At 30.2% G+C, this 15,051-nt stretch carries 15 protein-coding genes; 4 read left to right on the top strand and 11 right to left on the bottom strand.

Features of this window, described 5'->3' with window-relative positions; all coding sequences use genetic code 11:
• Positions 1–3: 3 nt before the first annotated feature.
• The 4 genes from ABXG81_RS06990 to ABXG81_RS07005 all read right to left on the bottom strand — a co-directional run bounded on the left by ABXG81_RS06990 (position 4) and on the right by ABXG81_RS07005 (position 4,160).
• Positions 4–1,239 (bottom strand): hypothetical protein, encoded by a 1,236-nt coding sequence (locus ABXG81_RS06990; protein ID WP_353528638.1) that lies wholly within the window; start codon positions 1,237–1,239, stop codon positions 4–6.
• Positions 1,232–2,101, bottom strand: coding sequence for an ABC transporter ATP-binding protein (locus ABXG81_RS06995; protein WP_117522033.1), 870 nt, complete (start codon positions 2,099–2,101; stop codon positions 1,232–1,234). Before ABXG81_RS06995 ends, ABXG81_RS06990 begins: the two co-directional genes overlap by 8 nt.
• Positions 2,073–2,462 (bottom strand): GntR family transcriptional regulator, encoded by a 390-nt coding sequence (locus ABXG81_RS07000; RefSeq protein ID WP_117522032.1) that lies wholly within the window; start codon positions 2,460–2,462, stop codon positions 2,073–2,075. Before ABXG81_RS07000 ends, ABXG81_RS06995 begins: the two co-directional genes overlap by 29 nt.
• 105 nt (positions 2,463–2,567) lie before the next feature.
• Positions 2,568–4,160 (bottom strand): phospholipase D-like domain-containing protein, encoded by a 1,593-nt coding sequence (locus ABXG81_RS07005; protein WP_353528640.1) that lies wholly within the window; start codon positions 4,158–4,160, stop codon positions 2,568–2,570.
• An 86-nt stretch (positions 4,161–4,246) separates the two neighbouring features.
• On the opposite strand from ABXG81_RS07005, the gene ABXG81_RS07010 reads away from it, so the two are divergent.
• The 3 genes from ABXG81_RS07010 to ABXG81_RS07020 are packed head-to-tail and all read left to right on the top strand — an operon-like array spanning position 4,247 to position 6,570.
• Positions 4,247–5,005 carry a bifunctional hydroxymethylpyrimidine kinase/phosphomethylpyrimidine kinase gene (locus ABXG81_RS07010; RefSeq protein WP_209814686.1) on the top strand — a complete coding sequence of 253 codons (759 nt, stop codon included), beginning with the start codon at positions 4,247–4,249 and terminating at the stop codon, positions 5,003–5,005.
• A 10-nt stretch (positions 5,006–5,015) separates the two neighbouring features.
• Positions 5,016–6,356, top strand: coding sequence for an MATE family efflux transporter (locus ABXG81_RS07015; protein ID WP_209814688.1), 1,341 nt, complete (start codon positions 5,016–5,018; stop codon positions 6,354–6,356).
• Positions 6,357–6,366: 10 nt separating this feature from the next.
• Positions 6,367–6,570, top strand: coding sequence for a membrane lipoprotein lipid attachment site-containing protein (locus tag ABXG81_RS07020; protein WP_117522028.1), 204 nt, complete (start codon positions 6,367–6,369; stop codon positions 6,568–6,570).
• A gap of 50 nt (positions 6,571–6,620) precedes the next feature.
• Here the strand turns inward: ABXG81_RS07020 and ABXG81_RS07025 are convergent, their stop codons facing one another.
• The 4 genes from ABXG81_RS07025 to ABXG81_RS07040 form a co-directional block, all read right to left on the bottom strand.
• Entirely contained in the window at positions 6,621–6,860 is a 240-nt protein-coding gene (locus ABXG81_RS07025; RefSeq protein ID WP_117522027.1) for a Veg family protein, read from the bottom strand.
• A gap of 96 nt (positions 6,861–6,956) precedes the next feature.
• On the bottom strand, positions 6,957–8,339 hold the full coding sequence (locus tag ABXG81_RS07030) for an aminopeptidase (protein ID WP_353528642.1): 1,383 nt from the start codon (positions 8,337–8,339) through the stop codon (positions 6,957–6,959).
• 9 nt (positions 8,340–8,348) lie between these two features.
• Positions 8,349–10,190 (bottom strand): molecular chaperone HtpG, encoded by a 1,842-nt coding sequence (htpG, locus tag ABXG81_RS07035; RefSeq protein WP_353528644.1) that lies wholly within the window; start codon positions 10,188–10,190, stop codon positions 8,349–8,351.
• Positions 10,191–10,244: 54 nt separating this feature from the next.
• Positions 10,245–10,622: a hypothetical protein gene (locus ABXG81_RS07040; protein WP_117522024.1), complete on the bottom strand. Its 378-nt coding sequence runs from the start codon at positions 10,620–10,622 to the stop codon at positions 10,245–10,247.
• A 126-nt stretch (positions 10,623–10,748) separates the two neighbouring features.
• On the opposite strand from ABXG81_RS07040, the gene ABXG81_RS07045 reads away from it, so the two are divergent.
• Entirely contained in the window at positions 10,749–10,973 is a 225-nt protein-coding gene (locus tag ABXG81_RS07045; RefSeq protein WP_117522023.1) for a DUF1858 domain-containing protein, read from the top strand.
• A gap of 153 nt (positions 10,974–11,126) precedes the next feature.
• On the opposite strand, the gene ABXG81_RS07050 is transcribed toward ABXG81_RS07045, so the two are convergent.
• From ABXG81_RS07050 to ABXG81_RS07060, 3 genes are all read right to left on the bottom strand, one after another.
• The gene (locus ABXG81_RS07050) at positions 11,127–11,642 is read right to left on the bottom strand and encodes an NUDIX domain-containing protein (RefSeq protein WP_288223188.1); all 516 of its coding nucleotides are present in this window, start codon (positions 11,640–11,642) and stop codon (positions 11,127–11,129) included.
• Positions 11,643–12,100: 458 nt separating this feature from the next.
• On the bottom strand, positions 12,101–13,753 hold the full coding sequence (locus ABXG81_RS07055) for a putative manganese-dependent inorganic diphosphatase (RefSeq protein WP_316116165.1): 1,653 nt from the start codon (positions 13,751–13,753) through the stop codon (positions 12,101–12,103).
• Between the two features lie 10 nt (positions 13,754–13,763).
• Entirely contained in the window at positions 13,764–15,008 is a 1,245-nt protein-coding gene (locus tag ABXG81_RS07060) for a hemolysin family protein (RefSeq protein WP_209814693.1), read from the bottom strand.
• Positions 15,009–15,051 lie beyond the last annotated feature (43 nt).

Genomic DNA, 15,051 nt, shown 5'->3' on the forward strand with positions numbered 1-15,051 from the left:
CTATTAAAATTTAAGTCTTATCTTAAATAGGATATCAAATAGTTTTGTTCCAATCAATAGACCAAGAGCATATATGATTAAGTTTATAATGACAATATCATTGTTCATTAAAGTACCTGATAATATCACATAAAAAAGTGCAGCAAAGCTAAAACTAGCAAGTATTTTTGTATATTTTTCTATGGGTTTAGAAATAATCATATATCCAGACTTTTCTGCACTTATCTTTTGATTTACTATATATGATAATATAGCAATAAGTAATGCCATTACTAAAAAGCCAACTATATAAATATATTCAAATTGAAAATTTATTAAAGTTATAAAAGGTTTAAAAAACTCTGGTAAACTATCCCTAAATCTACTATAAGAAGTATCGAAGCTATACATATTATCTGGTGAAAATATAGATATTATAGATCTTATGTTTTGTACTATTAAATCTATACCACCAACGGTTATAATTCCTAAACCTATATGTCCTAAAAAATTACCTGCTATCATTCCTGTAGATACTGACAAAATGCTTGCCCCAAACGTTAAAAGTACCAGCTTAAATATTGGACTTAAAATATTGGTAATATCCACTATAGATGAGAATGCTGAGCTTTTTAATATCATAGTACTTATTAATAAATTAATTAATAAGACTGCAAGTCCAAATAAAAATGCTATTAAAGATTTCATCCATACTTCATCTTGCTTTTTCCATGGGAACATGCTTGTAAATTCATAATATGGTAATGATTGCTCTAAAGAAGTTATTAAAAAAGCCAGTCCTAGCACAAAAAATATTATAGGAGCAAGCAAATTATTCATATAATAATCTTTAATTCCATCATTCGATATAAAATCCACTGTATCTATATAATTTTGTATTGGCTCAAGTAATTCAAAATCATTACCATAATCATTATTTGCATTTGAATCTTCAAAATCATAATATGATTCAGTTTCTGAATATTTAGTGTATTTAAGTTTATATTTACTTGTATATTTCTTAGATATTTCTTCGGCCTTATCCATATAAGCTTTATTCAATTGTTTATCAGCTGATGGTGCACAAACACCTACTTTTTTAGCCATAGTTTCTACAGACTTACTAAAGTATTCTTCCTTAGATTCTATCTGGCTACTTGCGTTAATACTATTAAGTAAAACAGTTAGTAAGGCTAATAGGATAATCCATATAGAAAATCTTTTCCAGATAATTTTAAATAATTTTTTTATATCAGTCATTATGTCCGCCTTCCTCTAAATAGAAATAATCTTCTAATCTTATATCTAAACTATCGTATTGAATAACTTGATCCTTATTTAATAAGCTAGTTAAGCTTTCATCATCTATGTCAGCTAGAATTGTATAGACTCTTCCTATGTGAGAAATGATTACAGACTTATCTTTAATATCACTTGGTAATTCATCCTTTACAACAATTTGAATTTTTTTGATATCTCTTGACCCTTCTTCGTTTGTCACAGATAATTTTCCTTCTTTTGATAAATAATAAATACTATCACAAATACCGGATAGCTCACTTAGTTCGTGACTTGATGAAAATACAGCACATCCCTTATCTCTAGCATCTAATAAATATTCTATAATATGTCTTTTATTTAGAACATCCATTCCGTCTAGTATCTCATCGGTAAGTATTACCTCTGCATTTGTTGCAATAACTGTTATAAGACCTAATAAGTTCTTTTCTCCTTTAGAAAGATTTCTTATAGTCTGATTTGTATCTAAATTATTTTTTTTGATCTCGTCAATAAAAAACTTATAATCAAATTTTGGGTAAATAATCTTATAATAATCTGGAATTTCTTTTATTTTATCATAGTTAAAATAATCAAATCTATCCGGTAAATAAGCTATATGCTCTATAGTTTTAGGATTTACATTTAATGAATTGCCTGCTATTTTAAATTTGCCACTATCAGCATTATAAATACCAGCTAATATTTTAAGTAAAGTAGTCTTCCCAGATCCATTACGACCCACTAGACCTGTAATATTTCCTTCTTTTAACTCTAGACTTACATTATCTAGTACCTTACTATTAGAAAAAGATTTATTTATGTTTATTGCTTCTACTATCATCTAAATCACCTGACTTTTTATAAAGTGTTATTATTTCATCAAGACTTATGCCTAAATATCGTGCCTCTAGGAAATCATCTTCTAGTTTCTCCATCATCTTATCTATCCTTTTGCTGATCTTATTATCATCAAAAGATATAAATGTACCAATACCTGGTTTAGTTTCTATAATTCCTTGTCTATCCAACTCTTTAAATGCTTTTGAAACAGTTGCCTGATTTACCAAAAGTTCACGAGATAGCTCTCTAACCGATGGAAATCTATCTCCATTTCTAAAAAGACCCTTAGCTATAGCTAGCTTTGTCTGTTCTACAATTTGCATATAAAGTGGAGTTTCAGAATTAGGATTTAATTTAAACACTGTGTACCTCCTGCATAGTGTTACGTGCTTCGCCATACACCATGATTACATTATAGCACTAGTTTACATTTTTTCAAATAAAAAAGAGCACATTTGTGCTCAAATTTAAAATAAAGTTGCAAACGGCTTAGCTAAAGCTCCAACAGCTTTGGTAACTATAGGCATATTTCTAACATCTTCCATAGTTACTGGAGTTGCTATATTAAAAAATACATCAAAATCATTTTTCATTTCCACTAGTGCTGTGGTATCTTTCATCCACACCCCACATTCAAAGTTAAGATATAAAGCTCTATAGTCTAAATTTATAGTCCCTACAAATCCATAGCTATCATCTGATAGCCAAGTCTTAGAATGGGAAAATCCTGGAGTATATTCAAAAATCTTTATACCTGTTTCGATTAATATTTTATAGTGAGTTTTCGCCAAAGCAAAAGCAACCTTTTTATCTGGTATATGTGGTAGGCAAACTCTTACATCTACTCCCCTCTTAGAAGCATTTATAAAGGCATTAATGATTTCATCTTCCACTATAAAATAAGGAGTCATTATATATACATAATCAGTTGCATTATTAAGCATCGAAATAATAGAATTTTTACCATAGTCTTCTAAATCCATAGGACTATCAGAAAATGGCATAGCAAGTCCCTTGCCATCAAGGTCAGCTTTAATTGGTAAGTACTTTCCAAAGTCTTCTACTTCATCTCTTATAGAATTCCACATTTGTAAAAACATTATAGTAAAAGTTTCTGTAGCTTGTCCTTTAAGACGAATGCCACAATCTTTCCAGTGCCCAAATCTCTCAAAGACATTTATATACTCATCAGCAAGATTGATACCTCCTGTAAATGCATATTCGTTATCAATAATAAATATTTTCCTGTGGTCTCTATTATTATAGTAGGTAGATAAAATTGGAATCATTGGAGAAAATACTCTACAATCTATGCCTAAAGATTCCATCTCTTCGGGAAAATCTTTCTTAACTCTAGTCAATAAATTTGTACCATCTATAAGGAGCCTTACCTCTACACCCTCTTCTACTTTTTTAACTAATTCTTCTAAAACTGTTCCCCACATATATCCATAATCTATAATGAAAATTTCTATAAATATGAATTCTTTGGCGTTTTTTATAGATTCTAATATATCTGCAAATATATCCTCGCCAACTGGATAGTACTTAGTAGAAGTGTTTCTATGAACCACAAATCCACCCAGGTCATAAAAATAATTTAGTCTATTATATAAGCTTTTGTCCTCTTCTTTAAGCTCTTCAAGCAAAGTTACATCCTTAGTATGATATTTTCTAGAAGTTTTTTCTATATCCAATACTCTCCTTTGTTCTTTCTTATAGCCAACACTCAAGTGTGCTAATAAAAATACTCCTGTTCCAAACACAGGAAATATAGATATAAGAATAAACCAGGATAACTTGTAAGATGGGCTTATAGAACTTACATTTAGTATTATTAACATTATAATAAGTCCTAGAGCAGTATCTCCTCCAATAAGCAAACTAGGTTCTAGATCTATATATTTATAAAGATATATCAAAATACCAATTTGTAAAAGTATTAGGATTATAAACGCTCCTAATCTAGAAAACAACATAGAAGCTAATGATTTTTTGGTTTTCTTTACATATTTATTGTTATTAACTTTTTCTATAATACGTGCATATTCCTTATCCATATTAATATTATAGCAAATTTTATACTTTTAGTTAATTGACAAAAAAACTTTATTCAATATTATATATAGTATCGAAGGAGTAAATGATGAGTAATATTCTAGTTATAAATGATTTTGTCTCTAAGGGCAAAATGGCAGGTAATATGATGGAACCTGTCTTAACATATAAAGGCCATCAAACATTTTTTTTGCCTACAGCTTTAATTTCAAATGATTTTTCTGCTGGAAAGGTAGCAATCCTTGATGCAAGTTCTTATATCATGGATTGCTTTAAAGTATGGGATGAATTAGCTTTTAAGTTTGACTTGATATTCATTGGTTATATAGAAAATAATATTCAAAAAAATTTAATAATTGATTATCTAGAAACTAGAACTAATAATCCACTAGTAATTCTAGATCCTATAATGGGCGATGATGGTTCTTTGTATAAAGGCGTAGGAGAAGAGAAAATAGAAATTTATAAAGAAATACTGCCATACACAGATATTATTATGCCAAACTTTACTGAAGCCAACCTTTTATCTTTAGATAAACATAAAAATTTAATTAAAGATAATAAAAAATATATTATAACTAGTGTGTATGATAAAAGTGGATACTATACTCTAGGAGTTGATAAAGATTTACATAAATCTTACTTTGAAAAGTTAGATTTAAATTATGCTGGAACGGGTGATCTGATGGATGCACTTTTTATTATATATTATTTAGAAAATAATTCTTTTAATAAAGCAATAGATTTGGCAGTAGATAAAATGAGTGAAATTTTGAAAATTCAAAAGAAACTTATTCCAGATTCTAATGAAATAATGATAGAAAGTTACTTATCTATGCTAGATTAAGGAGGAAAATTTGCTTGATAAAAAATACTATAAAAGAGCTTTAATACTTGCTTGGCCAGCAGTTTTTGAATCATTTTTTATAGCATTAGCAGGGCTTATAGATACCTTTATGATTAGTGGTTTAGGGCCTTCTGCAGTTGCAGCTATAGGTCTTACTACCCAACCAAAATTTTTAGCGCTTACAGTATTTTTTGCAATAACAAGTGCCGTATCAGCACTTGTTGCTAGGCGACAGGGAGAGGGAAATAGAAAAAAAGCTAATCAAACTCTTGTCACTGCTATACTTATCTCCTTGATATTTGTTGTGATAACCACTGTTATAATGGTTGTTTTTGCAGACCCTATATTAAGATTTGCAGGTAGCTCAGATGAAACTCATGTTATGGCAAAAGAATATTTCGTTATAATAATGCTTGGAACTGTATTTAATGCCGTAGCTTGGTCTATAAATTCAGCTCACAGAGGCGCTGGAAATACTCAAATAGCATTTGTAACAAATCTTGTCGCCTCTATAGTAAATATTATATTTAACTATTTATTGATTCAAGGAAACTTAGGATTTCCTGCCCTAGGAACTAAGGGTGCTGCTATAGCTACAGTGCTTGGTACTTTCGTTGAAACTATCATGTGTATTCATTCCTTGAAAAAACGTAAGAGCTACATTAGTATAAAAGAAATGAAAAAAGTTCCTATGAAAATCGATAAAACTATAAGTAAAGAAATTTCAAAATTAGGAACAAATATTTTTATAGAAATAATGTCTATGAGAATAGGATTTTTCATAACAGCAATAACGGCTGCAAAACTTGGTACAGATAATTTTGCCCTTCACAATGTAGGTATGAATTTATTATCACTTTCTTTCTCCTTTGGAGATGGTATGAGTGTCGCTGTTATTACTTTAACCGGTAATAGCCTAGGAGCTGGTAAAAAAGATGAAGCCATAGCCTATGGTAGGGTATGTCAGCAAATTGGACTTATTTTAAGTATTATAATTTCTATAATATTCTTTGCATTTGGAAAAGGAATATTCTCCTTATTCTTTTCTAGCAAAGAATTAGTTGATAGAAGTTCAATCATCATAAAATACTTAGGTATTATAGTATTAATGCAAATCTTGCAGGCAATACATGGCGGATCTTTAAGGGCAGCTGGTGATGTAAAATTCACGTTAGCTGTTGCTATAGTTTCAGTAACTATAATAAGATCCTTAGTAACAGTTCTAACTGTAAATATATTAAATCTAGGACTTGACGGTATTTGGATAGGAATTTTATCAGATCAAACTAGTAGACTCCTAGGTCTAAGATATAGATTTAAAAAGGGTAAATGGGTAGATTTAAAAATATAAGGAAAGGAATATGAAAAAAATAATAACTTTTATTTTCATTACTCTAGCCTTAGTCGGATGCGAAAAAAAAGAAGAAGATATCCATCCTACTGAAACTAAGACTACCATAATTGAAATAGATAAAGATAAATCTAATATAGATAGTGAAAAAGAAGAATCAGAAGAAAATAATACTAGCGATGAGAATTATTTAAAAGATTCTAATACAAATTAGTATTTAGAACTAAAAAGAACTGCTGCAAATTGCAACAGTTCTTTTTTAATTTATTCTGCCGATAATAGCTCTACAGTCGATGTTAATATATCCGAGTAAGAATATGATACTGTTCTTTCAACATCGAAATCGTTGTTCACCCTTACAGTAAAGACACTTGGAAAAGCATCTACAATGACACCTGTTCTAGTTTTAATCCTCTTTCTTCCCATGTCAGCTTTCAAAATTACTTCTTTACCGATATTTCTTTGGACTTCCTGTCTGATGTCATTTACTGACCTTTCTTCCATTCAATCATCCTCTCATTAAATACTAATAAGCATTATACAGCAAATTAGTAAAAATGTCAAGATAGTCGTTTATTATACTTTTTAGTAAATTGTATGTCAAATATTTTTGTAAAATGCTCTATAAGCTCTTACAGTCTCATAAAGATCGGCCTTACTTACTAGCTCAGTTGGGGCGTGCATACTTATTACAGGTGTACCACAATCGACAACGTCCATACCATATTCTGCGAGTATAAAAGCAATAGTCCCACCACCGCCTGCATCAACAGCTCCAAGTTCACCAGTTTGATAAATCACTTCTTCCTTATCAAAAGCAGTTCTAAGCTCTTGTAAATATTCGGCATTGGCATCATTTGACCCACCTTTACCACCACTACCTGTGTATTTTGTTAGAGCAACACCGCATCCAAATTGTGCTGAGTTATCTATTTCTGATACATCTTTAAAGTTTGGATCATATGCTGAAGTTACATCCGCTGATAATACCTTAGAGTTTTGCAAGCTTCTTTTTAAGCTGATTAAATTTGCTTTACCTTCAATATTTAATAATTCTAGGACTGTATTTTCAAAGAATTGGCTTGTCATAGCTGTAGCTCCATAGGACCCTATTTCTTCTTTGTCAACAAATAAAGCTACTGCTGTCTTGCTTGGATTTTCTATATTAAAGATTGCACTTAAAGCTGAATAAGTACAAACTCTATCATCTTGGCCATGAGCTATAATCATAGAATTATCAAGCCCTGCATTCCTAGCCTTAATAGCAGGTACTACCTCAAATTCAGCTGTTATAAAATCTTCTTCGACAATACCATACTTTTCATTAAGAATTTTTAGAATATTTTTCTTAACTGGATTGTCTTCTTCGTCTGCTAGTGGTATAGATCCTACAATGACCTTTAATTGTTCACCTTCTATAACTTCTCTAGCTGATTTATCCATTTGCTTTCTTGATAGGTGGATTAAAAGTTCTGATATTGTAAATACTGGTTCATCTTCATTTTCGCCAATAGAAACTTCTACCTTATCTCCTTGCTTAGTAAATATTACGCCATGAAGTGCAAGAGGTATTGTTGTCCATTGATATTTTTTAACACCGCCATAGTAATGTGTTTTAAAATAAGCTATAGACGAATCTTCTGCTAGTGGAACTGGCTTAATATCAAGTCTTGGAGCATCTGTATGAGCTCCAACTATCGACATACCTTTTTCTAAATCTTCACTGCCAATTACAAATAAAACTACCGCTTTATTTTTATTTACTGCATAAACCTTATCTCCAGCATCAAGACTTCCACTTTTAATTTTCTCATCAAGTGATTTAAAGCCAGCTTTCTCAGCACGTCTTATAATCTCTTTTGTGGCAAGTCTTTCTGTTTTTGAAACATTTAAAAAATCTATATAGTCTTTGGATATTTCTTCTAATTCATTTTTCTTATTCTCATCAATGTTTAACCAAACATTCTTTCTTGTATATTCCATAATTCTTCCTTAGATTAATTTCCAAATATTTTTAGTATAAGTTACAGGATCTTTAATATCTAATCCTTCTATAAGTTTTGCTTGATCTAATAGTATACTTGCAATTTCAGATTTTTTATCATCATCTTTTGCATTATTTAATAGCTCATAGGCTTTAGAATTTTTATTAATCTCTAGGATCTTTTCTGCTTTTATTTCTGGCGCGTTAGGTTGATTTTTGAGAGCTTTTTCCATTTCTATAGAAATCTCTCCTCTTTGTTTAATCATTGATGGAATATCTTCTAGCTTATCTGTAAATTTGATGTCTACTACGTCATCTGGTAGACTTTCTAATAATTTTTCTACTAGATCTTTACTATCAGAGTTTTCTTCGCTAGCTTCATCTTCTTCTGATATTGACTTAAATTTAAGACCTTCATATTCATCAAGCATTCTTATTAAAAATTCATCAATCGGTTGATCAAGTAAAATTACATCACGATCTTTATCTACCATATTAAGTGCTGGTGAGCTTTTAATTTTTTCTATAGAATCTCCAGTTGCATAAAGAATATCCTCATCAGTTGATTTCATATTTTCTTTATAGTCTCTTAATGAAATCATCTTATCTTCTTTTCTTGTCTTAAATAGTAGAAGGTCTTGCAATTCTTCTTTATTTGCTCCATAAGATTCATAAATAGCCATTTTTATATTATTACCAAATTCATTGAAAAATTCTTCATATTTTTCTGGCTCTTTTTCTTTAATATTTAGTAAATGAGAATTGATTCTTTTGTTGATTTGTTTTGATATCACTCTTAATTGTCTATCTTGTTGAAGAGTTTCTCTTGATATATTTAAGGTCAAATCATCGGATTCTACAACACCTTTTGCAAAAGAGTAGGCATCTTCTAGTAAGTCTTCGCTTCTATCCATAATCTTTACACCATGTGTGTATAATTGTAAGCCCTTTTGATAATCTTTTGAATAATAATCAAAAGGAGCTTTTTTAGGTATATAGATTATAGCTCTAAACTCTACAGCTCCTTCTACATTAAAGTGTAGCCAAGAAAGAGGTTCATCAAATCCAAAGTGTTGATCTTGGTAGAAATTAATATAATCTTCATCAGATAAGTCGTTTTTATTCTTTTTCCATATTGGCGTATCTGAATTAAGAACATCTAGCTCTTTATACTCCTCATATTTCGGATCATCTTCTGTAGAATCTTCTGCAAGACGTGATTTTGTAACTTCCATTTTAATTGGGTATCTGATGTAGTTTGAATATTTATTTACTAAATTTTCGATTCTATATTGGTCTAGATAACCATCATAGTTTTCATCTTCTGTATTTTCTTTTAAAAATAACTTGATTTCAGTACCTTGATCTTTTTTTTCTATTTCTGTAATTTCAAAACCATCAGCATTTTTACTTTGCCATAAATAGGCAGTATCTTCTCCATATTTTTTTGTTCTTACTTCTACCTTATCTGCCACCATGAAAGCTGAATAAAATCCAACACCAAATTGACCTATAAGATCCTTAATATCAGAATTTTCTACAGAATTTTTAAAGTTTTCTGTACCAGATTTAGCAATAGTTCCTAAGTTTTCGATTAAATCTGACTCATTCATACCAATACCAGTATCTACAATCGTTAAACTTCTTTCGTCTTTATTAGGTATAAGCTCAATATAATAATCATCTTTGTTGGTTTCATTGTCTGACTTTAAGTCTTTATAATATAATTTATCTAAAGCATCAGATGAATTTGAAATCAATTCTCTTAGGAATATTTCTTTGTTTGTATAAATAGAATTGATCATCAAATCCATTACTTTTTTTGCTTCAGCTTTGAATTCTTGTTTCATTTTTCCTCCTTAGCACTCTAATAGTACGACTGCTAATATTATACTAAGAGTCTCTTAATTTGCAATTGTTTTTTCAAGCTCTCTTAATTCTTTTCCCTTAGCAACAAGTTGTTTTTGAAGTGCTAATCTTTGTTCAACAAGCTCTTTTTTTCTTTTATTGAGTCTATTCTTATTTAGAAAGGTTGAAAACGCCAAGCATATAATAAAAGTAATTATAAAACATCCTGCACTTTGATTAGAAGTAAATAATGAAAGCTTCATAGTTATAAATGTTACAATTGTAGCAACTATTAAAGGAACTATAAATAAATGTATAAAAGAAATACTAGATCCTAAGTCATTTATCATATCATTTTTTTCTTTTAAATCTTCTCTCAGCTTTAAAATTTCATCTAATAAATCTTTTTTTTGCTCAATTTTATTACTTTCCATATTGACCAATCCTCCTTTTAGTATTATTATACTTATAAATGATAGAAGTCTAATTCCTACTGATTAGCTTGCTATTATTAAAATTTAATAGTACCATTAAAGTATAAAGAGGGGGTACGATAGACAATGGAAAAATCAACAGATACAAAAAAAACAACTGGTGATGTTGAGATTACAACTGATATGCTAATCGGTGAAATTATCCAAGCTAAACCAGAAGCAATAAATACTCTCCTTATGGCAGGTATGGGATGCATAGCTTGTCCATCTTCATTATATGAAACATTAGAAGAAGCATGTATGGTTCATGGAATGGATCCTGAATATCTACTTGGAGAACTTAATAAATAAGCTCGAAGCCTAGGCTTCGAGCTCTTTTTGTACTTAAATTTCTATTAATATGTATATAATAAGAGTCAAAAATCAAATTATTCATTTCAAATTTATAAGGAAATTATAGTTAAATTGTCATTTTTATATTTGCTACTAGTAAAGTATTATAATTCAAATTTCAACATATCTATTATCCTTACTCAATTCAAATAAAAATTTAATAAAGGACTCTTTATAGGCTACAAATTTACCTTCTCTCCTAAGTTTTAATATCCCCTCTAGACTCTCCCACCTAGCATCTTTTACCTCTTCTTCTTGCAAGACTAAATTATCTGTGTCTATATCTTTATGAAGTATATAAAAATCATCGAATCCATGGGCAAAATTGACAGTTAAACTTGGTCTTATATCTTTAAAATTTATTGCTACACCAAGCTCTTCGAATAATTCACGACTAGCAGCAACTGAAGATGTTTCACCAGTTGATACAGCCCCACCGCAGGTGACATCCCATAAACCTGGCATCTTTTTGTTATAGGTTCTTTGTTGGATAAGTAACTTACCCCTACTATTAAAAATACATACATGGACAACTAATCTATAAAATCCCTTTGGTTGGGCTGTTCCCCTTTCATATGTTTTATCTGTTCTTATTCTCTCTCTGTCATATAAATCCAATATTTCCATAAAAACTCTCCTATAAAATTTTTACCCATCTTTAAGATTATTTATAAGATTTATAAAAGATCTAGTATAAACTAAATAAAACTTAGACAAAATGTATTTCATAATTTACTAAGGTTTTATTTAAGCTATATCCTAGCTAGGCTAAATAATCGTGACAAATACATGGAGGGATTTCATGAGATTTCTCCACTATGCTTCGCTCCGTTCGAAATGGGTAAATTTTATATTTTCTAAATTATCTGAGATAGGAAGTTTAGTTTACTCATCTTAGTACGTAAAAAAAGTAGACTTTATAATTTACTAATAATTTAATTTAAACTATATCCCATTTAGGCTAAATAATTATGACAAATACATGGAGGGATTTCATGAGATTTCTCCGCTACGCTTCGCTCCGGTCGAAATGGGTAAATTTTATATTTTGTCAACAGTCTGACTAGCATAAACTAGAACCTTTACTAATTGTTAGTTTTTAAAAAAGCATTTGTAAGTCTGGGCATAACTTGTTTTTTACGACTTAATACTCCTGGAGCTGAGATAGTTCCATTCTTTACCTTATTTCCAAATTCTTCTTCTATATCTTCCAAATGATCACCAACTACAAGTAACTCACTAGTTTCATTAAATATATCTGTTAATACAAGCACGAAAGTAGTTTCGCCTTTTTTGTTAATTTTTTCTTGCATCAACTGTGTTATTTCTTCTCTTAATGGCTCAAGTTCTTCTGGATTCATTGTCATAACTTGACCTACTCTTATGACTTCCTCTCCTATGGTAAAGGTCTTTACATCCCCTTCTACTATATCTAACGAAGATTTTTCTTTTAAGGATGTACCTGCCTTAAACATTTTATTGGCAAATTCCTCAACATCTAGATCCGCAATCTTACTCATCCTGTCTAATACTCTTCTATCTACATCTGTAGTAGTTGGAGATCTAAATAAAAGAGTATCTGATATTATTGCAGCACATAATAAACCTGCTATTTCTTTACTTGGACGTAAACCACTTTCTAGATACATTTCTGAAATAATTGTAGCTGTTGACCCTACAGGCTCTGCCCTAAAAAATAATGGGGAAGTTGTTGATATATTTGCTACCCTATGATGGTCTATAATCTCTACAATTTCTGCTTGGTCTATATCATCAATTGATTGATTCTTTTCATTATGATCTACTAGAATAAGTTTTTTCATCCCGGAAGATATCAAGTGATATCTGGATATTGATCCTACTAATTTTTTATTTTCATCTACTACAGGATATGATCTAAATCTTGATTTTGACATAGTCTCTCTTACAGAATCTATAGTATCAGTAGTTGAAAAATATACTAAATCTTCTGTTGACATAACTGAGCTAACTGGAATAGTCATTGGAAGCAATCTAGATGTCATAAATGTATTATATTCTGTAGATAGGATTGTTACATTATTTTCCTTTGCATAAGTAATCAGCTCATCCTCAATTCTTGATCCATTTGTTAAAATTATTAACGAAACCTTGCGAGTTATTAGATATTCTAAATAATCTGTTCTATTACCTAAAACTACTATATCACCTTCACTAAAGTAACCATCAAATTCATCACTTCCATCATTCATAGCCATAACTGTAATCTTGCCGTCATACTTTCTAGGATTTTCTGGTAAATTATAAACCTTGGCAGATAAAACATCAATTATATTTTCTATTGGAGTTTCAGATCTGCCTATAATTCTGTCATCCCAAACATCCATGTAAGCTTTGGTTATATTTGAAAGTGAAGCGATCCCTATAATTTTTCCTTCACTATTTACAACTGATAAAGAGTGGGTTACCCCTTCTTGAAATATATCCCAAGCTGTTCTTACGGGTATAGATGGATCTATAGCATAGGCCTTATCATAGTTAATATCCCTTACCTGAAGTATCATGGATTCTTTAACACTGGGTGCTTTTACCCCAAAGTAATCTAACACGAACTTAGTTTCTGGATTTAATTTCCCAAGCCTAACTGGAATGGCGTTTACATCACCTTGTCTATTTTTAAGATTAGCGTATGTAATAGCTGCTACAATTGAATCTGTGTCAGGATTTTTGTGGCCTGTTATATAAACTGTATCTTTCACTCAAATCTCCTCATAAAAACTCTACTTTTAACATTTCTATCTTATATCTATCTACTTCATCTACAGTTATAAGCATTTTATTGACTTCTATGCTATCTCCTGCTTCTGGAATTCGAGATAGATGATCAATTACAAAACCTCCTATGGAATCGTTTTTAATCTCCTCTAATTCTACATTAAAATAATCATTAAAGTCACTAAGATGTAGGGATGCTTTGACCAGGTATGAATTTTCAGTTAATTTAAAAATATCTTTATCATCTATATCATATTCATCATCTATCTCACCTACAAGTTCCTCTACTATATCCTCTATAGCCACTAGTCCACTTGTACCACCATACTCATCAATAACTACAGCAAGTGATGCATTTTCACTTCTCATATTTGTAAAAAGATCAAATATGTGCATATTATCATAAACATAATAAGCTGGCCTTATTAGATCTTTTAAGTCCAGGTCTTTACCCTGAACTGTAGCAGAAACTATGTCTTTCATATGGAGTATACCCAATATATTATCAATATTTTTGCCGTAAACTGGTATCCTAGAGTGGTTTGTATTAGATAAAAGTTCGTTTAACTCTTTACTATCCACATCTATACTTATAGCTTCCATATTTGTTCTTGGAGTCATGATATCTGAAACATCAGAGTTCCCAAACTCAAAAACATTATTAATCATTTCACTTTCTTCGTTATTGATAACTCCTTGCTCTTCAGAAACATCTACAATAGTTTTTAGGTCCTCTTCAGTTACAAGATTATTATCTTCCTCTTCTCCTACAAATATACTTGATATAAAATTTGTAATATTTCCTAAAAGAAAACTTAATGGTTTAAATATTATATCGACAACCCTTATCGGTTTTGCTACTGAGAGAGCTAGCTTCTCACTATTTGAAGTAGCTATATTTTTAGGTGTAATCTCACCAAAAATAAGAACAACTATTGTAAGGATAATTGGAGAAATAACTGCTCCCTTTGATCCAAAAACATCAGTGAAAAATATTGTGGCTATTGTTGTTGTAACTATATTCACTATGTTATTTCCTATAAGAATAGTAGTTAACACTGATCCTATATCATCAACTAGCTTCTTCACTAAAGAAGCATTTTCAACTCCATTTTTTTCCATCTGCCTTATCTTAAATACATTTAAACTCGTAAGAGCTGTCTCTGATGAGGAAAAAAATGCCGATAGCATTATCCCTACTATTATTAAAATTAATTGTATAACATTTACCTGACTCATACATCCTCCTAAAGATATTATAGTTTAGTGAGCTAAAAAAATA

The sequence above is a fragment of the Anaerococcus nagyae genome (assembly GCF_040364225.1).
In the GTDB taxonomy this organism is placed as follows: Bacteria; Bacillota; Clostridia; order Tissierellales; family Peptoniphilaceae; genus Anaerococcus; species Anaerococcus nagyae.

Coding starts and splice junctions, on each gene's coding strand:
- ABXG81_RS06990 (WP_353528638.1), bottom strand. CDS start 1,239: ATGACTGATATAAAAAAATTATTTAAAATTATCTGGAAAAGATTTTCT.
- ABXG81_RS06995 (WP_117522033.1), bottom strand. CDS start 2,101: ATGATAGTAGAAGCAATAAACATAAATAAATCTTTTTCTAATAGTAAG.
- ABXG81_RS07005 (WP_353528640.1), bottom strand. CDS start 4,160: ATGGATAAGGAATATGCACGTATTATAGAAAAAGTTAATAACAATAAA.
- ABXG81_RS07010 (WP_209814686.1), top strand. CDS start 4,247: ATGAGTAATATTCTAGTTATAAATGATTTTGTCTCTAAGGGCAAAATG.
- ABXG81_RS07020 (WP_117522028.1), top strand. CDS start 6,367: ATGAAAAAAATAATAACTTTTATTTTCATTACTCTAGCCTTAGTCGGA.
- ABXG81_RS07025 (WP_117522027.1), bottom strand. CDS start 6,860: ATGGAAGAAAGGTCAGTAAATGACATCAGACAGGAAGTCCAAAGAAAT.
- ABXG81_RS07030 (WP_353528642.1), bottom strand. CDS start 8,339: ATGGAATATACAAGAAAGAATGTTTGGTTAAACATTGATGAGAATAAG.
- htpG (WP_353528644.1), bottom strand. CDS start 10,190: ATGAAACAAGAATTCAAAGCTGAAGCAAAAAAAGTAATGGATTTGATG.
- ABXG81_RS07040 (WP_117522024.1), bottom strand. CDS start 10,622: ATGGAAAGTAATAAAATTGAGCAAAAAAAAGATTTATTAGATGAAATT.
- ABXG81_RS07045 (WP_117522023.1), top strand. CDS start 10,749: ATGGAAAAATCAACAGATACAAAAAAAACAACTGGTGATGTTGAGATT.
- ABXG81_RS07050 (WP_288223188.1), bottom strand. CDS start 11,642: ATGGAAATATTGGATTTATATGACAGAGAGAGAATAAGAACAGATAAA.
- ABXG81_RS07060 (WP_209814693.1), bottom strand. CDS start 15,008: ATGAGTCAGGTAAATGTTATACAATTAATTTTAATAATAGTAGGGATA.